This is a genomic window from Paenibacillus sp. GCM10023252, from assembly GCF_042653305.1.
Classification (GTDB): Bacteria; Bacillota; Bacilli; order Paenibacillales; family Paenibacillaceae; genus Pristimantibacillus.
Genome location: NZ_JBHSHW010000036.1, coordinates 78,288 through 102,854 on the forward strand (window position 1 = coordinate 78,288; position 24,567 = coordinate 102,854).

The 24,567-nt window shown below is 51.7% G+C and carries 24 protein-coding genes and 1 pseudogene; 7 read left to right on the forward strand and 18 right to left on the reverse strand.

The window, feature by feature from the left end:
• Positions 1-72: 72 nt before the first annotated feature.
• Complete coding sequence (locus tag ACFO9Q_RS20220; RefSeq protein WP_379185383.1) at positions 73-1,014, reverse strand: helix-turn-helix transcriptional regulator; 942 nt, start codon at positions 1,012-1,014, stop codon at positions 73-75.
• Between the two features lie 176 nt (positions 1,015-1,190).
• On the opposite strand from ACFO9Q_RS20220, the gene ACFO9Q_RS20225 reads away from it, so the two are divergent.
• Positions 1,191-1,928 carry an alpha/beta fold hydrolase gene (locus ACFO9Q_RS20225; protein ID WP_379185384.1) on the forward strand — a complete coding sequence of 246 codons (738 nt, stop codon included), beginning with the start codon at positions 1,191-1,193 and terminating at the stop codon, positions 1,926-1,928.
• Between the two features lie 665 nt (positions 1,929-2,593).
• Here the strand turns inward: ACFO9Q_RS20225 and ACFO9Q_RS20230 are convergent.
• Together ACFO9Q_RS20230 and ACFO9Q_RS20235 are read right to left on the reverse strand one after the other, a co-directional pair.
• Positions 2,594-4,153 (reverse strand): glycine betaine ABC transporter substrate-binding protein, encoded by a 1,560-nt coding sequence (locus ACFO9Q_RS20230; protein ID WP_379185385.1) that lies wholly within the window; start codon positions 4,151-4,153, stop codon positions 2,594-2,596.
• Between the two features lie 15 nt (positions 4,154-4,168).
• Positions 4,169-5,281: an ABC transporter ATP-binding protein gene (locus ACFO9Q_RS20235; protein ID WP_379185386.1), complete on the reverse strand. Its 1,113-nt coding sequence runs from the start codon at positions 5,279-5,281 to the stop codon at positions 4,169-4,171.
• 140 nt (positions 5,282-5,421) lie between these two features.
• On the opposite strand from ACFO9Q_RS20235, the gene ACFO9Q_RS20240 reads away from it, so the two are divergent.
• On the forward strand, positions 5,422-5,808 hold the full coding sequence (locus tag ACFO9Q_RS20240) for a DUF948 domain-containing protein (protein ID WP_379185387.1): 387 nt from the start codon (positions 5,422-5,424) through the stop codon (positions 5,806-5,808).
• Positions 5,809-5,891: 83 nt separating this feature from the next.
• Here the strand turns inward: ACFO9Q_RS20240 and cls are convergent, their stop codons facing one another.
• From cls to ACFO9Q_RS20255, 3 genes are all read right to left on the reverse strand, one after another.
• A complete protein-coding gene (gene cls, locus ACFO9Q_RS20245) occupies positions 5,892-7,397 on the reverse strand; it encodes a cardiolipin synthase (RefSeq protein WP_379185388.1) in 1,506 nt (501 codons plus the stop codon).
• A gap of 69 nt (positions 7,398-7,466) precedes the next feature.
• Positions 7,467-8,582 (reverse strand): low temperature requirement protein A, encoded by a 1,116-nt coding sequence (locus ACFO9Q_RS20250; protein WP_379185389.1) that lies wholly within the window; start codon positions 8,580-8,582, stop codon positions 7,467-7,469.
• On the reverse strand, positions 8,579-9,574 hold the full coding sequence (locus ACFO9Q_RS20255; protein ID WP_379185466.1) for an MBL fold metallo-hydrolase: 996 nt from the start codon (positions 9,572-9,574) through the stop codon (positions 8,579-8,581). Before ACFO9Q_RS20255 ends, ACFO9Q_RS20250 begins: the two co-directional genes overlap by 4 nt.
• A 551-nt stretch (positions 9,575-10,125) precedes the next feature.
• On the opposite strand from ACFO9Q_RS20255, the gene ACFO9Q_RS20260 reads away from it, so the two are divergent.
• Genes ACFO9Q_RS20260 through ACFO9Q_RS20275 form a run of 4 tightly spaced genes read left to right on the forward strand, consistent with a single transcriptional unit; the run spans position 10,126 to position 12,910 of the window.
• On the forward strand, positions 10,126-10,455 hold the full coding sequence (locus tag ACFO9Q_RS20260) for a PadR family transcriptional regulator (protein WP_379185390.1): 330 nt from the start codon (positions 10,126-10,128) through the stop codon (positions 10,453-10,455).
• A 17-nt stretch (positions 10,456-10,472) separates the two neighbouring features.
• On the forward strand, positions 10,473-11,339 hold the full coding sequence (locus ACFO9Q_RS20265) for a pentapeptide repeat-containing protein (protein ID WP_379185391.1): 867 nt from the start codon (positions 10,473-10,475) through the stop codon (positions 11,337-11,339).
• 42 nt (positions 11,340-11,381) lie between these two features.
• A complete protein-coding gene (locus ACFO9Q_RS20270; RefSeq protein ID WP_379185392.1) occupies positions 11,382-12,149 on the forward strand; it encodes an ABC transporter ATP-binding protein in 768 nt (255 codons plus the stop codon).
• Positions 12,150-12,151: 2 nt separating this feature from the next.
• Positions 12,152-12,910, forward strand: coding sequence for an ABC transporter permease (locus ACFO9Q_RS20275; protein ID WP_379185393.1), 759 nt, complete (start codon positions 12,152-12,154; stop codon positions 12,908-12,910).
• 206 nt (positions 12,911-13,116) lie between these two features.
• Here the strand turns inward: ACFO9Q_RS20275 and ACFO9Q_RS20280 are convergent, their stop codons facing one another.
• The 6 genes from ACFO9Q_RS20280 to ACFO9Q_RS20305 form a co-directional block, all read right to left on the reverse strand.
• A complete protein-coding gene (locus tag ACFO9Q_RS20280) occupies positions 13,117-13,485 on the reverse strand; it encodes a hypothetical protein (protein WP_379185394.1) in 369 nt (122 codons plus the stop codon).
• 16 nt (positions 13,486-13,501) lie between these two features.
• Positions 13,502-14,698, reverse strand: a complete 1,197-nt coding sequence (locus tag ACFO9Q_RS20285) for a hypothetical protein (RefSeq protein ID WP_379185395.1) — start codon at positions 14,696-14,698, stop codon at positions 13,502-13,504.
• A 537-nt stretch (positions 14,699-15,235) separates the two neighbouring features.
• The gene (locus tag ACFO9Q_RS20290) at positions 15,236-15,862 is read right to left on the reverse strand and encodes a flavin reductase family protein (protein ID WP_379185467.1); all 627 of its coding nucleotides are present in this window, start codon (positions 15,860-15,862) and stop codon (positions 15,236-15,238) included.
• Positions 15,863-15,868: 6 nt separating this feature from the next.
• On the reverse strand, positions 15,869-16,489 hold the full coding sequence (locus tag ACFO9Q_RS20295) for an alpha/beta hydrolase (RefSeq protein ID WP_379185468.1): 621 nt from the start codon (positions 16,487-16,489) through the stop codon (positions 15,869-15,871).
• A 9-nt stretch (positions 16,490-16,498) separates the two neighbouring features.
• On the reverse strand, positions 16,499-17,446 hold the full coding sequence (locus tag ACFO9Q_RS20300) for a ring-cleaving dioxygenase (protein ID WP_379185396.1): 948 nt from the start codon (positions 17,444-17,446) through the stop codon (positions 16,499-16,501).
• Between the two features lie 128 nt (positions 17,447-17,574).
• The gene (locus ACFO9Q_RS20305; RefSeq protein ID WP_379185397.1) at positions 17,575-18,054 is read right to left on the reverse strand and encodes a MarR family winged helix-turn-helix transcriptional regulator; all 480 of its coding nucleotides are present in this window, start codon (positions 18,052-18,054) and stop codon (positions 17,575-17,577) included.
• A gap of 199 nt (positions 18,055-18,253) precedes the next feature.
• Here ACFO9Q_RS20305 and ACFO9Q_RS20310 point away from each other — a divergent pair, with 199 nt between their 5' ends.
• Positions 18,254-19,261: an LLM class flavin-dependent oxidoreductase gene (locus ACFO9Q_RS20310; RefSeq protein WP_379185398.1), complete on the forward strand. Its 1,008-nt coding sequence runs from the start codon at positions 18,254-18,256 to the stop codon at positions 19,259-19,261.
• 451 nt (positions 19,262-19,712) lie between these two features.
• Here the strand turns inward: ACFO9Q_RS20310 and ACFO9Q_RS20315 are convergent, their stop codons facing one another.
• The 6 genes and pseudogenes from ACFO9Q_RS20315 to ACFO9Q_RS20340 all read right to left on the reverse strand — a co-directional run bounded on the left by ACFO9Q_RS20315 (position 19,713) and on the right by ACFO9Q_RS20340 (position 24,481).
• Positions 19,713-19,997, reverse strand: coding sequence for a hypothetical protein (locus ACFO9Q_RS20315; RefSeq protein WP_379185399.1), 285 nt, complete (start codon positions 19,995-19,997; stop codon positions 19,713-19,715).
• 18 nt (positions 19,998-20,015) lie between these two features.
• A complete protein-coding gene (locus ACFO9Q_RS20320; protein WP_379185400.1) occupies positions 20,016-20,663 on the reverse strand; it encodes a copper amine oxidase N-terminal domain-containing protein in 648 nt (215 codons plus the stop codon).
• A 173-nt stretch (positions 20,664-20,836) separates the two neighbouring features.
• On the reverse strand, positions 20,837-21,307 hold the full coding sequence (locus tag ACFO9Q_RS20325; RefSeq protein WP_379185401.1) for a hypothetical protein: 471 nt from the start codon (positions 21,305-21,307) through the stop codon (positions 20,837-20,839).
• A gap of 196 nt (positions 21,308-21,503) precedes the next feature.
• Positions 21,504-22,100 (reverse strand): chloramphenicol phosphotransferase CPT family protein, encoded by a 597-nt coding sequence (locus tag ACFO9Q_RS20330; RefSeq protein ID WP_379185402.1) that lies wholly within the window; start codon positions 22,098-22,100, stop codon positions 21,504-21,506.
• A gap of 227 nt (positions 22,101-22,327) precedes the next feature.
• Positions 22,328-22,846, reverse strand: coding sequence for a hypothetical protein (locus ACFO9Q_RS20335; protein ID WP_379185403.1), 519 nt, complete (start codon positions 22,844-22,846; stop codon positions 22,328-22,330).
• Between the two features lie 350 nt (positions 22,847-23,196).
• Positions 23,197-24,481, reverse strand: a pseudogene (locus tag ACFO9Q_RS20340) (IS110 family transposase).
• Between the last annotated feature and the right edge of the window lie 86 nt (positions 24,482-24,567).

A 24,567-nucleotide genomic window follows, 5' to 3' on the forward strand; every position in this document is an offset into this window, starting at 1 on the left:
GTCGGTTGATGGAATCAAGATCACCTAAGGACGTTCATCGATTTATTGATGGCGTCTTTTTTTTATGACAACCTATACGTAGCGCTCTTGCACAGCCTTCATCCTCTGCCTCATTGCCGCAACCGCCTCAGGAGGACTTGTGAGCCATACTTCAGGGCCGAGCTGCCAGATACGATCGATGAAAAAAGCCAGATCCTCTGCTGCTATAGGCAATCTCACTGACCCGCTGCCGTCTTCACGAGCAGTCAGATGGGGAGCAAATCTGGTGTCAGAGGCAAGCTGCCAGATCCCCTTGTTCGTCACCTCCAGCTGGAGGACCATCTGCTCTAAGTGCGTCTTACTCGGCTTATTCGCCAGCGTCATCTGGTCAATATCTTCACGTGGTTGAATCCCGTCATTCGGTATGGCGGATTGAATGCGATCGGCGCGGAATAACCGAACATCCTGCCTGGTGAAGCAGTACGCTGGACAGTACCAGTAACCAGAGCTTGCATAGAGGCCGAATGGCTGAATATCACGGGCAGCTAGGCCATCACTGGACCTGTACTCAATCGTGAGCACACTGGGATGCATGACCGCCTTCAGCAGCAGCTGCAGCACTTCGCCTGACATAGGCCGGTATGGACTATAGATGGATACCTTGTCCTTGAGGCGATCTACCCCTTCTCGCACATCGGCAGGCAAGTAATGATAGAACTTGTGGAGGGCCGAATCCGCCCCCTCCCCGAAGGGCGAGGAGCTGTAATGTTCCAGTGACTGACAAGCGAAGAACATGGCAATCGCTTCGCTCTCGGAGAAGGAGATGGGAGGCAGCAGCCTCTCCTGCAGCAGCCGATATCCGCCGCCACGGCCTTGAACCGAGTAGACGGGTACACCAAGCTCACTTAGCTCCACCAGATCCCGCGTAATGGTTCGGGTCGACAGGCCGAACTCATCAGCAAGCTCTTGAACCGTGAATGACTTCTTAGCATTAATCCTCATGATAAGCTGGATGAGCCGCTGCGATTTTTGCATGATGCAGGCTGCCTCCTCTCTTTTTTCAGTATAACCGAATAACAAGACATAATCTGTCTTATTTTATTGTTAGTATAGATTTAAGAGTAAGGGAGTAGCCGCTGGCATGACTGCACTGCAGCTATTAGTGCTGGTTTTTATCAACAATATTAGGAACATGATGGAGGAGATAAGCGATGAATAGGCAAGAGCGTACGCGGAGTGAGATGGAGATTGGGTATGTGTTCATTAGCGGGGCAGGACTGGGCACAGGGATATGGGAGGGGGTGGTGCAGCGATTGAACCGGCCTTATCTGCTCATAGAGCCTCCCATCCGTAGGGGCTTGAATGACACTCAAGCTGAGCTGACTCTCCAGGAGTACGTCTCCGATATGAAGCAGCAGGTCGTGAATTGGGGACTTCGGAAGATTATCCTTGTTGCCCACTCGCTTGGCGGCGTGCTCGCTCTCCGTCTTGCGGATGAGCTCTCTGAGCAGCTTGCCGGCTTCGTTGCCGTTGGCGCTGCCATTCCGAAGGACGGCGGTTCCTTCCTGTCCACCCTCCCCTTCCCCAAGAGGCTGATCGTGTCAGCTATTATGCGCAAGATGGGCACGAAGCCCCCGGAATCGGCCATTCGCACTGAACTATGCAATGATCTGACAGCCGAGCAAGCTGCAGCAATCGTTCGCGACTTCGTTCCCGAGTCCATTCGCGTGTATACGGACCGAACGGAATCTGCTGTACCCGCTGCTGATGTGCCTAAGCTCTACGTCAAGCTCTCCAAGGATAAGGCGTTCCCTCCTTCCCAGCAGGATCGGATGATTAAGCACTTGGACCCGCATGAGGTGACAACAATTGATGCCGGGCATCTACCAATGATTAGCCAGCCGGCAGAGTTGGTTCAGGCGATAACTAACTTGAATCATCATGAATGATATGGATAAGCAGTATTGGCAACTACTCCACCCATAACGACCAGGTCAACGCGAAAAAAAAGCCACTGCTTGTACTGCAGATGCAGTTCAAGCAGCGGCTGTCAGGGCTGCTGACTTCCAGCAAGGCAAGTTAGGCGCCTTCCATTGTTGAATTCGTTCACTAAGTCTCCTGCCCGGAGCGGCGGTAACGTGATGGTTGCGCCAATGCCGAGCGAATCGCACTCGATAAGTGCACTTTATACCCTATTCGGCGCGTATACTCGGCGAGCCCCGCCCGATAAGTGCACTTTATACCCTATTCGGCGCGCACACTCCGCGAGCCGCACTCGATAAGTGCACTTTATACCCTATTCGGTGCGTATACTCGGCGAGCTGCACCCGATAAGTGCACTTTATACCCTATTCGGCGCGTACACTCGGCGAGCCGCACTCGATAAGTGCACTTTATACCCTATTCGGTGCGTATACTCGGCGAGCTGCACCCGATAAGTGCACTTTATACCCTATTCGGCGCGTACACTCGGCGAGCCGCACTCGATAGGTGCATTGCTGCTTTGATGCACTATCTGCCCTATTCGGCGCTTGCACCGCACGACCCGCTCGCACCGCACGCACCACCGCACGCGCTTTCGCATCCCTCTATGCCACCCGGGCGCCTGCCTCCGCTACTTCACCAACCCATTGGCCTTGAGCCAGGCCACAGCGACTTCGCGGGCTTCCTTGCCGCCTAGATCTACTTCGCTGTTCAGCTTAGCCATCGCTTCATCACTCAGCTTGCCGGCCAGCAGGTTCAGCACCTCTTCCAGCTCGGGATGGGCCTCCAGCGTGTCCATGCGGACGATCGGCGCGGCATAGTATGGAGGGAAGAAATGCTGATCATCCTCCATCACCTGCAAGTTGAAGGCAGCGATTCGTCCATCTGTTGTCGCGGCGTCGCTCACATCCGTCTTGGCATCTCTCAGTGCTCCATAGATCAGCCCTACATCCAGTCCCTTCGTATCCTTGAACTTCATCCCGTACACCTGCTCCAGACCGACGTAACCATCCGGTCTCTCCAGGAATTCATGCGATGCGCCCAGCACCAGCGACGAAGACTTACCTGCGAGGTCAGACAGCGTCTTCACGCCAAGCTCCTTCGCCTTCTCCTTGCGCATAGCGAGGGCGAAGGTGTTGTTGAAGCCCAGCGGCTTCAGCCACTTCACCTGGAATTCCTTCTCGTATGCCGCTTGCACCTTGTCATATGTCAGCTCCGGCTCTCCGCCGAGCGGCTTCTGCTGCAGGACAGAGGTCCAGCCCGTGCCGGTATACTCGACATACATGTCGATATCTCCGCTCACTAGCGCATTATGCGTCACCTGAGAGCCGCCCAGGAACGGCTTCCTCTGCACCTCCATGTCCGTCTTCTCCTCAATGAGCGCAGCCGTCATCTCCACCAGAATGTCTTGCTCGGTGAAGTTCTTGCCCCCTATGACGATCCGCTCTTCCCCGCCTCCGATGGAGCTCATCGCAATGCCCACAACTACGAGCAGCAGTAGTCCTGAGGCCAGCACAATGGAGGTGACTCGCATGAGCCTCGACTTCTTCTTCCCGCGACCCTTCAGCCCCTTCGGCGTCACCGCGCCCTCCATCCGTCCGAGCAGGAAGTCGAACACGATGGCAAGCAGCGCAGCTGGAATTGTCCCCGCCAGGATAAGCTCTGTATTAACGGTAGATATCCCTCGGAAAATCAAATCACCCAGCCCGCCCGCGCCAACCAGCGAAGCAAGCGTCGCGACACCGATCAGCATGACCGTCGCAGTCCGAATACCGGCCATAATGACGCTGAGCGCAAGGGGCAGCTCCACCTTCACCATGACCTGCATGCTCGTCATACCCATCCCAACGCCAGCTTCCTTAATCGGCTGCTCAACGTTCATGATTCCCGTATACGTGTTCCTTAAGATCGGGAGCAACGCGTACACCGTCAAGGCGATAATCGCCGGCAGCATACCAATGCCTAGCAGCGGAATCATGAAGCCTAGCAGCGCAAGGCTCGGAATCGTCTGGAACAAGGAGGTGATGCCGATAATCGGACCTGCCAGTCTAGGCAAGCGTGTTAAGGCCAGGCCGAGCGGAATAGAGATAACGATCGCAATCAAGAGGGAGATGAAGGAGATCTGAATATGCTCCATTGTAGCGCGTATAATGTCGTCTTGTCGGTTAACTAGTACTTCCCATAAGTTCATATCGTTGTCTCCACCTTACATCTGCTTCAGCAATGCATCTATTAGACTTGAATTCGTAACCAGCCCTGCCAGCTGACCATTCCGCTCTACTACCGGAATACGGTGAATATGATGGTCCTTCATCTGCTCCACCGCATCGGTTACCGGCGTACCGGTATAGACGAACGGTACATCCGGCTCCATAATCTCCAGCAGCGACAGGTCCTCATTATGATAATGCTCCTCGAGCATCTCCTTGGTCACGACCCCCATGAAGCGGCGGTTCTTATCCGTGACGAGCAGGGAATTGACCCGATGCTTCTTCATCAGCTTCGCCCCGTGCGCGAGACCGCGAGAGAGGAAGATGGTGACCGGATTAGTCAGCATAACCTCATCTACCGTCAGTGCCTCCGAGGATTCATGCAGCCGCCCTTCACCGATGAAGGTGCGGACGAAGTCATTGTTCGGGCGGCGAAGAATACGCTCAGGCGTATCCGCCTGAACGATCTCCCCATCCTTCATCAGGATGATGCGATCCGCAATCTTCAGCGCCTCATCCATGTCATGGGAGACGAAGACGATCGTCTTCTTCACTTCCTCCTGCAGCCGAATTAGCTCATCCTGGAGCTGCTCCCGGCTAATCGGATCGAGCGCGGAGAACGGCTCATCCATCAGAATAATGGAAGGCTCCGCCGCCATCGCGCGAATGACGCCTATCCGCTGCTGCTGACCGCCGCTTAGCTCAGCGGGGTAGCGGTCGCGGTATTGGATCGGATCAAGTCCAACCATATCCATCAGCTCGTCGATTCGACGATCATAGGACTCCTTGGACATCTTCTTAAGCTTAGGCACGATTGCGACGTTCTCACCAATCGTCATATGCGGGAACAATCCGATCTGCTGGATGACATAGCCAATATTCCTCCGCAGCTCCACCGGATTGATACGAGATATATCTTGTCCGTCCACTAAGATCTGGCCGGATGTAGGCTCGGCTAGTCGATTGATCATTTTCATCGTGGTTGTCTTGCCGCAGCCGCTCGGTCCGATCAGGGTCACGAGTTCACCCTGCTTAATATCCAGGTTAATTCCCTTCAGCGCTAATGTGCCGTCGGTATACTTCTTCTTCACATCTATGAATTGAATCATGCTGCCAATCACCTCTTCTACGCCTTCGTTAGCTCATATTCTACCCATGTACCCATAGATTACACGGATGAATCACCAGGCCCGGGGCATAAGTGAGGGGCTTGTATAATACGATAGGTAGTAAAATAAGGAGGTGCACGATGTCATTCCAGCTAAGTGTCACACTGATTGCGGTTGCCTTCGCGGCGCTTGTGGTATATGCCATCTTAACGCTGCGCAAGACGATGAGCTCTCTCGATGAGACGAACAAGACGCTCGCGGAGGTTCGCGGATCGGTGAACGAGCTGACGGGCGAAGCGAAGAAGCTGATTCGCAATGCGAATCAAGTGACGGCTGATGTGAAGGGCAAGATGAAGGCGGTCGACCCTATTATCGAGTCCGCGCATGATGTGGGAGAGGTGATCCAGAATGTGACTCACTCGGTCAAGAGAGCTGCCTTGAATCTCGGCTACAGCCTCCCCACCGCTGACTCTGCTCCAACTCCTGTGGAACCGAGTAAGCATAGCGTTAATGTACGGGTGAAGTAACCTTCGCGAAGGTCTCGGCAGGCTCTTGCGGCGGGCAGCAGCTCAGGCACACTCCGCTCAAGGGCAGTATCCTGGAAGATCCCTCACAGCACCCCCGAGAACAGGCGGGCGAAGGATTCCTTCGTCCGCTCCTTCCTTCCCCGCTTGTAGAACTGGACAGGCATGACCCGTGTGCTGTCCTTCCTATCGTCCTCGTAATGCTGCACCAGATCGCGGATCGAGCTGGCCCCCATTAAGAAGACATTCACCTCGAAGTTGAGATGGAAGCTGCGCATATCCATATTGGCGGTGCCGATGGTGGCGAGATCGCCGTCTACGATGGTGATTTTCTGATGGAGGAAGCCCTTCTGATAGGAATAGATCTCTACGCCGCAGCGCAGCAGCTCCGGGAAGTATGACCGTGTCGCATATTGGGTCAAGTAGCCGTCGTTAATCTCTGGCACCATAATCTGCACCTGAACTCCGCGATTCGCCGCTACTCGGAGCGCCGTACGAATGGCCTCATTCGGTATAAAATACGGCGTAGCAATCCAGATGGACTCCCTTGCACTCGCAATCATCGTATAGAGCATATCCCCCATGACCCCCTGCTGGGTATCAGGACCGCTCGCAACGACATGCACGACACCGTCACTTCCCGGGGCAGGCTTCGCCTCGGTATAACGCGGGTCTTCGAGCAGGCATTCGCCGGCCGCATAGTCCCAGTCCAGCAGGAATACGGCATGCAGCGTCTGAACGGCACTGCCTTCCATGACCATATGGGTATCGCGCCAGAAGCCAATTCCCTTATCCTCCCCCAGATACTCCACCCCCACATTCAAGCCGCCGACGAAGCCGACGGAGCCGTCGATGACGATGATTTTGCGATGATTGCGGAAGTTGAACTTCTGGTTGAAGAAGGCATACTTAATCGGCAAGAAGCCATGCACCGCAATGCCAGCCTCCTTCATTCGCGCAATATCGCTGCCTGCCAGCGACAAGCTGCCCAGCCCATCGTACAGGAACCGCACTTCGACGCCTTCCCCAGCCTTCTGGATGAGTATGTCCATGAGCGACTGGCCGAGCAGGTCCGACCGGAAGATGTAATACTGAATATGGATATAGTGCCTTGCCTCGCGCAATCTGCGCTTAATCTCGTCGAAGGTCTCCTCGCCGTTGCGGAGGATGCTCGTATGCGTCTCCGTATCCATCGCTGTTATGGCTACACGCTGGGCATAGTGAGCGAAGCCAAGGTGAGCCTCGGGAATGAGGGATTGGTCGAACGTCTGGCCGTCCTTCACGAGACGATGCCATTCCTCGCGGTCATTCTTCCGCTTGCTGCGGAACAAGTACCCCTTCAGATAGAGCTGGCCCGAGTATAAGTAGAAGATATAGCCGAACAGAGGGAAGAAGAGCAGCACATACAGCCACAGCAGCGTATGCTGCGGCGTACGATTCTCGAGCACTAAGGAATACATGCTGTAGAGGATGATAGACGCGTATAAGACCGAAGCCGCAGCCTTCACTAGCCAGCCGGCATCGGTCCCGAGGAGGATATAGAGGATTGCTGCAATTACGACTACTAACATGTATTCCAGTCTACGCTTCATCTGCGCTGTCTCCCACTCTCATCTTATAGGTTCTTCCTTACATTACCCATAAGTTGTGGGGATAAACAATCAGACGCTGCGTCCCTGCCCTACCTTCCTGCTCAGCAGGCCGAGGGTCGCGTACAGCACGAGGAATGCTGCAGTTGCCGCATAGATGGCGGTGACGCTCGGCAGCCATTGGAGCAAGAGATAGTATGCAGCAATCAGCAAGGCAGAGCGCCCAATCATTGGCCAATCTGCCTTACGCGAGCGGAACAGATAAGCCGTTGCTAGTACGTAGAGAGCTATACCGACTGCCGCTAGCAGCTCGTATGCTTCACGGTGCAGCTGCTGATCGATGCCGAAGCGAACCACATTGGCTAGCAGACCGAGTGACAGCAGGACGAGCAGATGTCCGTAGATAATGGAGTGTCCGACCGCTGTTCTGCGCTTGCCTCCTACCCGTTCCGAGGATTCGAAGTAATGCCACCAGATGGCGATGGTCAGGATGAAGCCGATGACCGCCAGCCCGACGATGGTTGGAGAGTAGTCCAATGACTTCAGCGTCGCGACGAGTCCAATCATGAACTCCCCGAGTACAATCAGCGTAACGAGCCCGAACCGCTCCAGCAGATGCGAATAGAGCACAGGGAACTTACGCAGTTGGGGCCTCCCAATGATCGACAAGACAATATCGAATACAATCCCCCCATATAGCAGGATATATCGAAGCTCATCGGTGAAAAAAACGGAGCTCAAGCTAATAATCGCTCCGCCCGTGAAGCTTGCCGCAAGGAAGCCTGCCACGGAGGAGTGATGGCCTTCATGCTTGCGCCACATGCGCACATACATGAGGACCGTAAGCAGCCGGCTGCCTACATACCCGATCATGAAGGGCAGATAATAGCTGTCGAAGTCGACGTTGATGCTGGCTGCCATGACCATGACGAAGAAGATTTTCAAGATGGATTCCAGCCGCTGCCCGGTCTGGTCCTCTCCATACCGATTCACATACATCGTATACCCCGTCCATGACCACCAGAGTGGCACGAAGATGAGGATGTACTTGAAGTAGAGCTCCGCTTCCAGCTCGCCGTGATGGGGATGGGAGAGAACGTGGGTCGCGCTGGAGATGGCAATGACGTAGATTAAGTCGTAGAACAGCTCTAGCCAGGTAACCCTCTTATGCAAGGATGCATCGATCATTCGCGATTATACCTCCTAGGATTCATGCTGTTACTGGTGTGTCCCCGCAGCCGCTCATCAACGCTCGCTCTCCACCAAGCTTCCGAAGGGTACTCTGTGCCGTTAATATTCATGAGCTGCCCGATGCGCGGGGTGGCCACGAGCACTTCGCGGCCTGCTGCAGCTCGGATCGCGCGATCTATAGGATCGGTCCAGGTGTGCAAGGCTAAGGTGAAGGCTCCCCAGTGGACAGGAATCAGTATGCGTCCATTCACATCAATGTGCGCTTGTACCGTCTCCTCCGGCATCATGTGGATAGCGGACCACCTCTCATCGTATTGGCCGCATTCCATTAAGGTCAGATCGAACGGGCCGTATCTCTCCCCGATCTCCCGGAAGTGGTCATCATAGCCGCTGTCTCCGCTGTAGAATACCTTCGTATCGCCGCCCTCAATGACCCACGAGCACCACAGCGTGGAATCACGGTCGAATAGTCCGCGGCCCGAGAAGTGGCGGGCTGGTGTGCAGGCCAGCTTCAGCCCCTCGTATGTCGTCTCCTCCCACCAGTTCAGCTCTTGAATATGGTCCGGGCTGATTCCCCACTTCACGAGCCTGGCCGCAACGCCAATCGGAACGAAGAAGCGCTTCACCTTATTCTTCAGTCCCTTGATCGTTCCCGCATCCAGATGATCGTAATGGTCATGGGAGATGAGTACGGCGTCAATCTGCGGCAGCTGGCTTACTTCAATCGGCGGCTTGCCGCTGTAGCGGCTGCTTCCGAAGATAGGCAGCGGCGAGGGTGCCTTGCCCAACATCGGGTCGATGAGTAGCTTCTGTCCTCCGAGCTGCAGGAAGAACGCTGAGTGGCCGAACCAGGAGACTACGGCTCCATCTGCTGGAATGTGGTCAAGCTGTGGGGTATCCATAGAGATAAGAGCGGACGGGCGTCTATTCGTATTTCGCTTCATATAGTCACGCAGCAGCGAGCGGATAACCTTGCCGTTCATCGCCATGACAGACGGCGGCTGGTTGCTGTACTTGCTGCCGCGATGCGTGTAGGCGTATGCAGCCCCCGCTGCATCAGTAGCAGTAGTAGATTTCTCTTCTATTATCGTCCTTGTTCCCATGACTCCACTCCCCTGACTTCCATCTGTAACTTCGACTATTACATTTCAACTGTAGTGTATCTGCAATAGGCGGCTCATTGCAACTGTTGGAGCTGCACGTGCTCTCCGTCCCTCGCCAGACAACCCCCGCTCACCGCCATTCTGGTGCACTTCTGCACCTTATCATGCTCGCCAACCCTCGCTCGCCGCCATCCTGGTGCATTTCTGCACCTTATCGCGCTCGCCAACCCCCGCTCACCACCATTCTGGTGCATTTCTGCACCTTATCACGCTCGCCAACCACCGCTCACCCCCCTTGCTAACCGCCATCCTGGCGCACTTTTCCAGCAACGGTACCACTCCAGATTCACTAAGTTTACGACCAAAGTATTTTATTTAAAATACTACCTTGACAGTCAAGGTACTATGCCTTATTATACAGACATGGAGGTGATGATATGAGCGAGAACAAGATCACATCCGACCTGCTTCGCGGACATACGGACACGATGATTCTACGGCTCTTGTCCGAAGCTGACCGCTACGGCTATGAGATAGTTAAGCTGATTGCTGAGCGCTCGGATGGCGAGTATGAATTGAAGGAAGCCACGATGTATTCCAGCGTTCGACGGCTTGAAGCGGACGGTGATATCGAGTGGTATTGGGGCGATGAATCACAGGGGGGACGGCGTAAGTACTTCCGAATTACCGAGAAGGGCAAGGAGGCTTACGTCCGGAACAAGAGCAACTGGGAGTACTCGAAGCGTGTGTTAGAAAACTTACTATAACAAGGAGAGTGGATGGAATGAATTCGAAATTAACCAACTATCTGAATGGAGTATTCGCACCTTATGAAGGAGTGAGAAGCGTGGAGGAATTGAAGGCGGACCTGCACTCTGACCTGCAGGAACGGTTCCGTGAGCTCAAGTCTGAAGGCAAGGATGACCAGACCGCCCTGGAGCTGACGATTGAGAGCATCGGTGATATTGAACAGACGGTACTTGAGGTTGCTAACCTCTCCCGCTCGCTGGAGCGCCAGGTGGTAACGAACTTAAGCGCGAGCAACCTTGCTCAGAGCGACTTCGCCGGCGTTACTGCCCACAAGGGTAAGTTCACATCAAGCGCGCTTAGAGGATCTGACTTCACTGGCGCAGACTTGACCGGCAGCTCGTTCGCCAGCAGCGATGTACGGGATGCCCGCTTCGACGGCGCGAACCTGACAGACTGCAAGCTCTCTACTCTTGACCTATCGAATGCAAGCTTCCATAAGTCCATCCTGGTACGTACCAACTTCAGCAAGTCCGGTCTGGACGGAGTCAGATTCAAGGATGTGAAGATGACAGACGTTAAGCTGACCATGACTGACCTGAGGAAGACGACCTTCGACAATTGCAGCTTCGACGGCGTGGACTTCAGCACTTCCGATCTAACCGGACTGAACTTCGACGGACAGACATTCATCGGCGTTAACTTCGGCAAGTCGGCACTCTCCGGAGTATCATTCAAGGGCGCCGTGCTTCGGAATGTATCCTTCCTGCCTGGCTTCACACTCTCTAAGAAATATTACCGCGCCATTAAGACGATCAACTTCGACGGTGCGGTGATGGATAAGCTGACTTACGCTTCACTGAAGGGCATTGAAGCGAATCTAACGAACGTCACCGTTATCTAATACACAATCTAACAAGCATTGATCTATTAAGGGGGAATAACGATGCCAACAAGCCATTCTATTCAGGTTAAGGGTCTGCACAAGTCTTACAAGGAGCACCAGGTCCTTAAGGGCGTAGACTTCGAGGTAGAGAAGGGCAGTATCTTCGCCCTACTAGGCTCGAATGGGGCGGGTAAGACCACCGTCGTCAAGATTCTAACTACCTTGCTCAAGCAGGATGCTGGGACAGCAACCGTTAACGGCTTCGACATTGCTTCGAAGCCCGATCATGTGCGGCAATCCATCTCCCTTACCGGACAATTTGCCGCAGTCGATGAGATTCTGACCGGACGGGAGAATCTGGTCCTGATCGCCAAGCTGCGCCATCTGAAGCAGCCGCGTCAAGCGGCGGATGACTTGCTGAAGCGCTTCGGCTTAACGGATGCAGCAGACCGTAAGGCCTCCTCTTACTCAGGCGGTATGCGCCGCAGGCTGGACATTGCCATGAGCCTTCTGGGCAATCCGGACATTATTTTCCTTGACGAGCCGACCACTGGGCTGGATCCCGAGGCACGCATCGAGACATGGAAGATTGTGAAGGAGCTTGCTGAGGGTGGGAAGACCGTATTCCTAACTACTCAATATCTAGAGGAAGCCGAACAGCTTGCCGATCGAATTGCTATTCTACACGAGGGTAGAATTATAGCGAATGGCACCCTCTCGGAGCTGAAGAAGCTGTTCCCGCCTGCTAAGGTGGAGTATGTGGAGAAGCAGCCGTCTCTCGAGGATATATTCCTTACCATTATCGGTCACAAGAGAGGAGATCAATAACGATGAACAACTACTTCTTCAGCGACATGAGTGTCATGCTCGGACGCTCCATGCGCCATATTATGCGAAGCATGGACACCATCTTCACCGTCTGCCTCACTCCCATTGCCATGATGCTGCTATTCGTCTATGTGTTCGGAGGGGCTATTCAGACCGATACAGATAATTATGTGAACTACCTGCTGCCTGGCATCCTGCTCATTGCCATCGCGAGCGGAATTGCGTACACCTCTTACCGACTGTTCCTAGATAAGCAACGGGGTATTATCGAACGGTTCCATACGATGCCGATTGCTCGCTCCAGCGTGCTGTGGGGGCATGTGCTGACTTCCGTCGTATCCAACGCCATATCGGTTGTTGTCATCATACTCGTTGCCCTTCTTATGGGATTCCGTTCATCGGCTGGGGTACTGTCATGGCTTGCTGTAGCTGGTATACTCGTACTGTTCACGCTCGCTCTAACTTGGGTGGCGGCGATTGCCGGACTGTCCGCCAAGTCGGTTGAAGGGGCCAGCGCATTCTCCTACCCGCTCATTTTCCTTCCATTCATCTCTTCTGCCTTCGTGCCTACTGAGACCATGCCAACTGTCGTTCGCGTCTTCGCCGAGAATCAGCCAGTGACCTCCATTGTGGAAGCCATTCGTTCCCTGCTGTCCGACCAGCCCGTAGGCCAGGACATCTGGGTCGCACTCGCATGGTGCATCGGAATAACAATCGTTGCCTATATCTTCGCCATGAGAGTGTACAAGAAGCGAGCATAAGAGAGGTAGGAAGGACGTTGACATCTAGATGAGGGCTCTGAATAGTATGATAAAAAAACGCCAAGCCGACAGACAACTTAGTCAGGGCTTGGCGTATATTTTTTTCACAAATAATATGACTAAGTATGCCTACGGATTACTAAGAGATACTCAGTACAACCAAGTAATACTAGGTATTACTAAGTGTTACTCGGCATTCCGAAGTGTTATGTCCAAGCCTCGATATCATCATCGTCTATCTCATCCTCGGGAGGAAGCTCAAGCCCCGTACCCGATTCCGGCTCCAGATCCTCCGCCCGAGCTCCCGCCTGCGCACCTTCCGCTGAAGCGGCCGTCTCATAGGCGGCAGCACCCGCAGCAACGCCAACGCCCTCTGCGCCCCCGAGCACATTCCGCTCCATCGGCACATGAGCCTGCAGGTTGCGCACGCCGTACCGATGAACCTCCAGCTCGATGAGGTACCGCAAGGAATCCATCAGATTGCTCTGCGCATTAATCCAGTCCATGATGGCCTGGTTCTCGGACTTCTTCGTCTTCAGACTAATATTGTCGCCCGGCTGCTTCGTCTTCTTCATTCGTCCCTCTCACCCTCTACGCCGGCTGAACGGCCTTACTCTTCAGTGCTTCATAGATCTTCCCTCGGACAAAAGCGTCCAGCCCCATCGCGTTCAGCTGCACCGCATACTCCGCCGGAATATAGAGCAGCTTGATCTCCCGCTCCTCGCACAGCTCCTTAAGCTGAGGCGCAAGCATGCTCCGCATGAGAATGCTGCCGCCGCCATACACGCAGATCACGTCGATCTCGTTGCGCGCCTTCGTTAGCTGCTTCTTCACATGCTGGACGATGTGCCGCACTTGGCTCTCGAGCGGCCGCTTCAGCGTGCGGATGGCGCGGGCGTGGTACTTATGCTTCGGATTCTTCAGCACGTCGCTGAAGAATTGACGCGGGCTGTCCGGCAGATGAATTAACCGATTGAACTCATCCAGCGCTTCCTCAATCGCATACCCTGCCCCATGATGGCTGCCTTGGACGAATTGACGCAGGAACTTATTGCCCTCTGTAATCGGATACTCGGTGGAACCGTCGCCGATGTCCACATGAAGGATACGCTTGTCCTTGAAGTAGCTGCCATTGAACTTCTTGTCCACCCCATACGTCTCCGAGAATTCGGTGAAAATATCGCCCTCACGCCAGCTGCCCTCTGCATCCTTCTGCAAGGTGAAGATAACCGGCGTCGCCTCAGGCACCACCTTCGTGAATGTGAACGTCATGCGCACGCCGACTCGCACCGTGCCGAGATGAACCGTCACATGATGGGTGCCCGCCATGAACCGCTTCTCGAACTTCGCGGCCGTCTCATCTGTATGCTGCGTAACTGGGAGAGCTGTCGCCATATCAACTTCAAGCACGAGCTGCTCCGGAATCTTCTTCTCTTCCTCGTACGCCTTCTGCACCCCGACTGCCGCGATCTGCGCCAGCGTATTAATGACCGGCAGGTCCATATCCGACTTGAGGTCGATGCCAATCTGCAGGTTATCGACAATCTCGCCGCTCTCGAGCGCGAACTTGCCTATGTAGTACATGCCCGGCCGCGCTGCGGGGGAGTCAATTGTCACGACCAGCTGGTCGTGCAGATTCTTAATGAAGCTCTCCGGCGATTGCTCCTCGCTCCACGGCAGCTTGTCCACCGTGCAGTTCACATTCGGCTGCTGCACCAGCTTGCCGTCGATAATCAGATCATGCTCACTGTTGCCGTTATCGTTACCCACGTAGAAATGGAAGTTCATCAGATATTCCTCCTTGAGAAAATAATAATGGAAGATGCTTAAGCAGCATCCTCTACAATTGCTGCGGGATTTCTCCCGTAGTCCTACTCTGTCACACTTGGTCACACCGCACAACCCACTGAAGGCATAGTTGTTCGTTAGAATTTTCTAAGGAATGGTCGAATGGTGCATGAAAACAGCGAAAAAACGAGGGGCCGCTAGCCGGACTGCCACTCATCGGAAGATCCGTCTATGGGAGCCATAGCACCATCCAGTACGCCTATTAGGAACTTAATGAGGAAAATCCTCGTTAAGTCCTCCACCAACCCCCTTCGATGCCCACTTAACACGGAAAACCTGTGTTATCGCGACTCCATAACTCCAAACGAATCGCTTATCAGGCACTTAACGAGGATAATCCCCGGTAAGTCCTCCGCCAGCCCCCCTTCAAGCAGACTTAACATGGACTATCCACCTTAACGTGACTCCCTTATACATAATCTCGACAAAAAGAAAGAGGACCAGCAGCATCTACGCTGCTTAGTCCTCCTTCAAAACCTATACCGGCCGCTCGATCGTGAACCGCTCGCCCAGCTTCGCGTAGTCGTTGCCAGCAAGGCGGCTGACTGGCGCTAGAGCCTCCGCATCGATTCGGCCATTGTCGTAGATGCTCTCATCGATATGGAACCTTACGATACGTCCAATTAACAGGTCGCATGCAGGCGCTCCTGGGCCGTCGGTGCCGGCGCTGCCGCCCAACTCTAACGAGTGCTCCAGCACGCACTCCATCCGAATTCGCGCTTCCGCAAGACCCGGCACGGAGATCTCCTCACTCGCTACAGGCGTCAGCCCGGCAAGCTGCACCTCGCTCTCATCTGGAGGAAGCGCCGCCGCCGTCTGATTAATCTGCTCGATGTAATGCTCATCCGAGATATGCACGACGAACGAGCCGGTGGCTGCCGCGTTGCGCGAGGTGTCCTTCTTCTCCCCATTCTTCCGCTGAACCGAGATGGACACCATCGGCGGATTCGCCGCGACGATGTTGAAGTAGCTGTATGGCGCGGCGTTCAGCGTTCCATCCTCAGCGAGTGTCGTGACGAAGGCAATGGGCCTTGGGATGATGCTGCCAATAAGCAGCTTGTAATTGTCCCGCTCCGTCTGAGTGGAAGGATCAATGGATACCATCATCCCTTACCCCCGCTCGCTGCCGAAGCTGCGTGCATACCAGCTCGCCGCCGCTTCCACTTCCGTGCCCGTCAGACGATGCCCCATTGACTCCCAGTGTACGGCCACCTCTGCTCCCGCACCCTTCAGCAGGGCCGCAAGCTCTTCCGTCTCCGCAGGCGTACAGATCGGATCATTCTTGCCAGCCCCGATGAAGACAGGCAGGCTGGCCAAGTTCGGCAAGGTTAGACCGCGTCGCGGCACCATCGGATGGTGAAGAATGGCCCCCTTAAGCGCCCCCTCATAGTGGAAGAGCAAGCTCCCCACAATATTCGCGCCGTTAGAATAACCGGCAGCGACGATATTGCTGCGATCGAAGCCGTACTCCGCGGCAGCAGCGGCAAGGAATTCATGCAGCTCCTTCGTCCGCGCAATGAGGTCCTCCTCGTCGAAGATGCCTTCCGCTAGGCGGCGGAAGAATCTGGGCATCCCATTTTCAAGGACATTGCCCCTCACACTGAGTACCGAGGAAGCTGGAGAGAACCGCTCAGCCAGAGGCAGCAGATCATGCTCCGTCCCCCCTGTTCCGTGGAATAGCGCAATGACTGGTGCAGTCGTATCCGTCCCTTGCTTCCATATATGCTTCATCATCATAGCTTAAGCCTCTCCCTTCAGCTCACGAACGACGATCGGCGGCAGGTTGCTCTCGATCTCAGCACGCTTCGGCTCGAACCATTCCGGCAGCATCAGCTTCTCGCCAAGGTGCTCAGCCTCTTCATCCCGCGCGAAGCCCGGAGGATCCGTCGCAATCTCGAATAATATGCCGCCTTCCTCACGGAAGTAGATCGCATTGAAGTATTGACGGTCAATGATCGGCGTCGGATGATATCCGCTGCTCTCCACATGGGTTCTCCACACTTCATGGTCGGCATAATCCTTCGCACGCCATGCGATATGATGGACGGTTCCCGCTCCTCCAGCTCCAGCTGCCACAGGCTCCACATTCACATCAATTAAGTTGCCCAGGCTGCCCGTTGCGCGGAATCTCGAATAAGCCCCCTCTGTCGCAACATGCTCCAGCCCCATGACATCCTGCAGCAGACGAGCTGTCTTAGCAGGCGCCGTGCTGAGCAGTATCGCTCCGCCGAACCCCTTAATCGCCTTGTCAGTAGGAACTCCGCTGTAGGACCAAGTGCTCTCCGGGCCCTCTTCCCGCTCGACCAGCTCCAGACGCAGGCCGTCACGATCGCTGAACCCGATATATTGTTCCCCGAAGCGAGTGGATTCTTCGTAGGAGATCTCTAGGCTAGTCAGCCTTGCCCGCCAGAATTCGAAGGAATTCGGAGGAACGACATAGGTCGTAACGCCAACCTGCCCGCCGCCTATGCGGCCTTGACGGGAATGCTCCCAAGGGAAGAACGTAATGATCGTTGCCGGGCTTCCATGCTCGTCGCCGAAGTACAGATGGTACACTTCCGGTGCGTCGAAGTTGATCGTCTTCTTAACCATCCGGAGACCGAGCACGCCTGCATAGAAGTCTACGTTAGCCTGTGCATGCCTTACGAAGGCTGTTATATGGTGAATACCTGCGGTTTGTTGTGTCAATGGAATACACCTCTTTGATTTATTTTTGTTGAGCTATCTTTAATTTAAGATATATGGGGTGAAAAGAGTCCCAAGCCTCAGCAACCTATTCGAGCAGTGTCTTATAGGTTAACCCATTCGCTCCCTTGCTACTTATAGTGCTCCTGTGCATGCTTGCCCAGCTTCTTAAGCAGTGCGCTTGCTTGCTGCATCTCTTCCGAGGTCAGTCCAGCTTCAGCAGCTGTGATAATTGCTGTATGCTTAGGGAACACTTCGCTTATGAACTGCTCTCCTTGCTCCGTAATCTCGGCATACGTGAGCCGGCGATCTTCAGTCGAGGCATTACGCTTCACGTAGCCCTTCTGTACCAGCTTGTCGATGACGTAGGTGATATTCCCGCTGCTCATGAGGACCTTGCCGCCGATCTGCTGCAGAGGCTGCGCGCCCTTGTGGTACAACAGCTCCAGCACGCCGAATTCGGTGCGGTTCAATCCATAACGCTTGATATCTCGGTCCGCATGGGCATTCACCCACTGGCTTGCACGATTGAGGGCAATATAGAGGTCGAGCACTTCGTTCTGCTGTGATTGCTTGGCTTGCTGTGACTCCTCAGACGGCTGTGACTTCATGGCTGCACACCTCCTTCAATCAGTTAGCAACTTGTAATGAACAACTTGCTCAGCAACTTATCTTAATTTAAAGATACTTTATTTAGAGATAGTTGTCAAGCGGTCAACTCCACCAGATTTGCATCTGAGTGATGTTCTGTGTCTATAATTACTATATTAACTTTATTTTTATCATACATCTTAAGGAGATGGTTCTTCTATGTCATACAAGTCACCTATACTCTCCGTGCTGGACCTTGCTCCCATCGTCCGGGGCGGCACAGCTGCTCAATCCTTAGCGAATTCACTATCCCTTGCGCAGCATGCCGAGAAGCTTGGCTATCACCGCTACTGGCTCGCTGAGCATCATAATATGCCGGGTATTGCAAGCTCGGCAACCTCTGTCGTCATTAGCCATATTGCCGGAGGAACGAGCACCATTCGAGTCGGATCGGGCGGCATCATGCTTCCGAATCACTCTCCACTCGTCATTGCCGAGCAATTCGGCACATTGGAATCCTTGTACCCGGGAAGGATTGATCTTGGCCTAGGGCGGGCTCCGGGTTCAGACGGAGCAACGTCCAGAGCACTGCGGCGTGACGGAGCCAGTGATGGTCAGGACTTCCAGCTGCGGCTTAGCGAGCTGCAAGACTACTTCAAGGCACCTGCCGAGGGGGACGCCCCTCGCGCGGTCCGCGCCATACCAGGCGAAGGATTGAACCTTCCGATCTGGCTGCTTGGCTCCAGCGGCTTCAGTGCGCAGCTGGCTGGTCAGCGCGGACTGCCGTTTGCGTTTGCGAGCCATTTTGCACCCGACTATCTGATGCCTGCCATTAACCTCTATCGCAGCTCATTCCGTCCATCCGCTGACCTTGCTGCACCTTATGTCATGGCGGGGCTTAATATCATTGCGGCCGACACGGAAGAGGAAGCACGCAGGCTGGCCACCTCTCAAGAGCAAGCCTTCCTGAACTTGATACGCGGCCGTACCGGTCAGCTTAATCCTCCAGTGAGCGATATGGATGAGTTGTGGAATGCGGCGGAGAAGGCCATCGTACGCAAGCAACTCGGCTTCGCCATCGTTGGCACGGTGGAGACGATCCGCGAGCGGCTGCCCGTAATATTAGAGGAGACGGGTGCTGACGAGTTAATTGTCACCTCCCAGATCTTCGACCACCAAGCACGGCTTCGCTCGTACGAGCTGCTCGCTGAAGCTGCGTTTGGCTGATTCTAGATTAGTTTACACACATCTTTCCATAATATCGGATGAGCTGTCAGCTAGACTGACTCTCTTGTATAAATGAAACAGCGACAGTCATGGACTAGAAAATATAGTCCTAACTGTCGCTGTTTTCATTGAATTAACGTTCATCGTTAGCGTACATCCTTCGTTTACTGATGGATTACTCACTTTATACTGAATATTGAGGAAGTGAACACTTCTGCTCTTCGTTTTTCGCTATCCTCCGAATCCGATCTATTATTTTTAGAAGGCTCGAAGGACCCTCTCCAATGATTAAGGACTGTTCCTCCACCACCCCTCCGATCGACCAAGAGAGCTTGTCCGTCCATCCGTCGCACACCATCTTTTCATTCAGCCGCGTGTCGTCTTCCTGCTCCCTTAGACGGGCAGTTGGATCCAATCGACACTTTGTTCTAAAATCATTTTCATTGGTAAACTATGAACTACTTTCGTGAAATTCCATACTTTCTAAAATTTCTTGAAAATCTAGAATTGAACTCTTATAAGTAACTTCATAGGATGAGTTCCTAATACTATAAAACTGGGAGTCAGACTTGAATACGATGAGGGTATCGACACGCTTGTCCCAATCTTTGTGATTCACGTATGTCAACTGTTGAGCGTCAAATCCAAATAGCTTCATTTGTTTTTCTTCGAGAATATCAACGTTAGATATAGCAGCTTTTTTCTTGGCACGTTCCAGATATTGAATCAGATTCATACCTTTAGTCTCATCTATCTACGGTTCAGCTGAAATAAATAACATGGTATAGTTAAAGTAACGTAGTGCTAATTGTATATTCTCAACATCTTCAACGCTAACGAAATCCTGAACTCTTTCATCGTCCTCAGATTTAATTTTATCTAGCCCCGCCATATTTCTCCAAAGACCATAAGCGGTAAAATGAAATTTACCGTCGGCACTTGCATAATTATTCTTGCTGTAGATCACCACTGTTCGACTTGAATCATCCCATTCAACCTTTGAATCAACAGACTCCGATATGAAGCGCAGTGGAACAAATGTATGACCATCTTTTAATTTAGGGGCCACAGATAATGTTATAGGTTTACCATTTACTTTGGCTACTGGATTATCAATCTGTAATTCGATCAGTACGCCTTGCTTACTTCCTTTGACAGTGCGAGTGAACTTATCCCATGAAACTTCAAGACCCAAACTTTCAAAAATAGGTCTGAATTGTACAAGTGTTGTGGAGTTTTCAATATATGGCGGCTTACTAAATGAAATCAAATTTGCGTCTAAGATAACGCGAATATTGTTATCCGAACTATTTGAAGCTTTTACTGGGACAATTCCAGGACCAATAAATAAAAGAGTTACTATTAGCAGTAACCTTGCAGTGTTAATTAATATGTTGATCAATCCAGCACACATCCTTAATATGAATAAAGTAAATTCATTATAGTAATTATTCGGAACGGGCAAATTAATCTCATTCAAAATATCAGGATGTAGTAGCTCTAATATCACGCGGGTAAAGTATGCCAGAAGCTTGATGTTTGACCTCCACAGACAACAAGTCCTTTATTGATACATCAATGATCCGTCTTATGAGCTAACATCTCCAATTGACTTTGCTCCTCAACACCTAGCGGTTCAAAAGCTTCTTTAAGTTTCTGCGCTATTGTGGTATCCCCATCGAAATAAAAGACGAGAACTTTGTCCATGCCATATGATCCGTTAGGTGGAACAGCACCAGCGGTTGGAAATGGGTCGCGTTGTACTTCTCTCCTCATTGCAACGTTTGAGAAGATGTATATTGTCAAGTTTCCTGATTCAAGTTGAAATAGGTGGCGTTCAGCGCCTTCTCTCTCTAAATCATATGCGCTATTGGATTCCGCTCTTTTTAAATATTGAATAGCTGCATCATTAAGGGCAGTCAACACGTCGTTTAATACCAATACTCGTGTTTCTTTTTCCGTCTGTTTCTGAAATATTTCTGCGTTATTACCACAAGCACATAAAAAAATAACCATAAAAATGAAGATTAATAACGTTTTATTCATACCCCGATTCCCTCCTTCTAAGCTAGACGTAGTGAAAGTTGACTATTGCTTTAAACTCCCTTTCTTTAATAAACAACGGCTGCCGTGTTGTTTTGTTTCAGCTATCGTGTCCCGTTAGCATTCCGAAATCCCTCGGGCAGCCCAAGGGGCGATTTCTCCGTTGCGTGTATATGGTGCTATCTGATGGATACGCCTTCTAAGAAACACTAACATTTCTTTTACTTAATTTCTTAAATACCGAATATTCCTTATTGGACTTAATAAAACCCAATATCTTTTCAGCACATTCTACTGGATTCAATTCTTCAGTATTTACCTCAAGGTCATATTCATCAAAGCAATATACTTTGTCAAATTGGGAACTTGCTAGTCCAATCTGTCGATCTCCTCTTATTTGCTCTCTTCTTATGAGTTCTACTTTCGAGCATATTACACCTATAAACAATGTAGGCTGATCAAAAAATACATCAAGACACTCATTAAACCTCTTGTCATTGTCGATTACAGTATCTGCGATTACATTCAAACCCATTTCTGAGATCAATTTAATTGTCGAATAGTAATATGAGCCTATGGGATCAAAAATGATTTGCGCGATAACTTGATCATCTACTTCTCTTGTAGGTTTAAAATTCGGAAATTTTTTTTCAATAAATTCATTGAAATTATTAAAAAAATCATCTATTGATAAATGATGAAAAAGAATCTCTTTCTGATTTATCAGTTCATAAGAAATACTAGTCTTTCCTGCACTTGAAGTTCCGTTCAACAACACAACGATTCCTTTCTCCAAACGAATCACCCTCACATATAATAATTGCGCATCTTTCAGATGAACGTCATTTTCACAAAGTTTATAAAATTATCCATTCCAGAAAATATTCGAGTAACGATTAAGTTATCCTGCCCTTTACTTCAATAAACAACGGCAGCCGACGTTTTGGGCGGCTGCCGTGTTGTATTGTTTCAGCTATCGTCTCCCGTTAGCTTAACGAGATGTGTTTTTATTTTTTTAGTTAATTAAGAAATAGCAAATACGTAAATTGACTCGATTGGGGCGCTCATTTCGTCCCATTCATCATCATAATCCTCTACGTCTTTTAATTCGAAACAGATTCCGGGAATGGCTGAGATGAAATAGGTATATTTTTCATAAGAACACTTACCAAAATTATTTACAACATCCTTCAAAGTATTGCCAATGCCAATTTTTCCACCAAATTTCCCAAAAAATCCGTTGAATATGCGTATTTGAGATACTGAATCAGTGTCATCAATCCAAAACCAATAGGTCTCTGTTTTTATTACAATGAAGTTAGCTCTTGTCTCAACTTCGTAGTTCTTCCCTAAAAGAGATATAAGAGCTTCACGATTACATCCAATCTCGAAGGGACCTATACTCTTACCTGGTGTTATAGCCCCGTATCTCAAAATATCCACACAAATCACGCCCACATGTATTTTATCAACTATTTTATCATTAAACATAACTCCCTCTATGAGCAAACGTTTTTCTCCGAATTGCTCGCTTATACTCATGAATCCGGCATTTTTAAGAAAGCAATGACCATGACGGGTTGGAACGGTTATCAAGGTGAAGAAATTCTTGGGGGCGGGGAAAGCGCAAAATAACCTCTCCTTAGACCACCTGTTTTAAAAAGTGGTTACTCAGGAAAGATATAGTCGCACTTTTGGATCTCCACAAGGTCTCATGGTGGTGGACCCTCCCATGTCTCAAAGAGTCTTCGCTCCCACATTCCTTCATTCAACCTGTCCATGAGGTGGAGGTCAGATTATGCTGCCCGCCAGGATCTACGTCCGTATGTTAACGCCGTTCTGACTCATCCGTGCTGTTGTTGTCATGGTTTCAGCTGTTTAGTAACTGTTACTTAAGCGGCAACCGGTTCACTTGCAAACCGAGGGATATCAGCCAGCATCTTGTCCTCGCAGAATGCGTGGCCTTTCTTAAGGATTCCAAATAGTATCCGAATCAGCTTGTTGCATAGCGCAATAAGCGACTGCATTTTCTTGAGCGGATTTTCGGGTCTTGTTGTGTAGTATTCATGCAAGGCCTTAAAGGCTGGGTTCTTTGCCACGAGCGGTATGACGACTCGGAAAAGTAAGGCTCGAAGCCCTTTCCTGCCCCGCTTTGTAATCTTCGTCTGGCCTTTGTGCTTGCCGGAGGTATTCTCCCGTAAGTTCAAGCCGGCCAGCTTGCTGATCTGTCTGGGATGCCGATACTGCTGAATGTCGCCGATTTCAGCGAGAAATCCAACAGCAGTATCGCGGCCGATTCCTTTCATGGCTAAAAGCTGCTTACTGCTCGGAATCTGCTCCAAGAGTTCATCCATCCTGGCATACAACTCCGTAAACTGCTCCTGAAGAAATTCGTACTGCGTTAGCAGCAGTTGCAGTTCCATCTTAGCCAGTTCCTTGCCTTGCTCAATCCCTACAGAGCGGCGTGCCGCCTCTTTAAACCGGAATCCGGTTCAATCCGGCTCCACGCTTCGCTACCTGTCTCATATGTTCCAAGAGGTACTCGTCGGATACATGAACGATCTCTGCCGGCAGAAGTTTGAGCTTAAGTAGCTGTATGGCTGATTTGCATTCCCAATCCTTGAATACTGTCAGGAACTCGGGAAAGTAGCGGTCCAGCCAGTTATGCATGCGCCCTTGCACGACACGCAGGTCAGTAGATAGATGGTCGCGAATCTTCGTAGCCTCTCGCAGTTCGGCGTAAACACCCTGCGGCAAGCTGGGTACGGCGTACCGTCCGTCTTTGACCAGTTGTGCTATGACGCGTGCATCCTTGACGTCATTCTTCGTCGGTGAATTGTCGTCGAGCTCTTTCGTCCGCTTCACATGCAGCGGATTTACCACACCACACATAATATCCTGTTGCTTCAGATGATGAACGAGATTCAGCCAGTAATGGCCTGTCGGTTCCATGCCGACGATGACGTCTTTATATCCTTGGTGGACCATGAGTTTGCGAAACCAATGCGTGAACTGCTCAAACCCATTCAACGTGTTCTCAAAGGTTACCGGCTTCCCAACTTCTACTCCCCGGAAGTCCTGGGCACGAGCCACATGCTTGAACTTTGCAATGTCCACCCCGACGATGAGAGTCGTAGATGTGATTTGAGTTATTCGTTCGTTTTGGGTAGAATTCATGTTGTAGTCTCCTTGGTTTTGTTTTCGGATCCGTTCGCTGGCCAGCTACCGGGATCCCTAAACTATCTTACCAAGGAGTCTTTTTC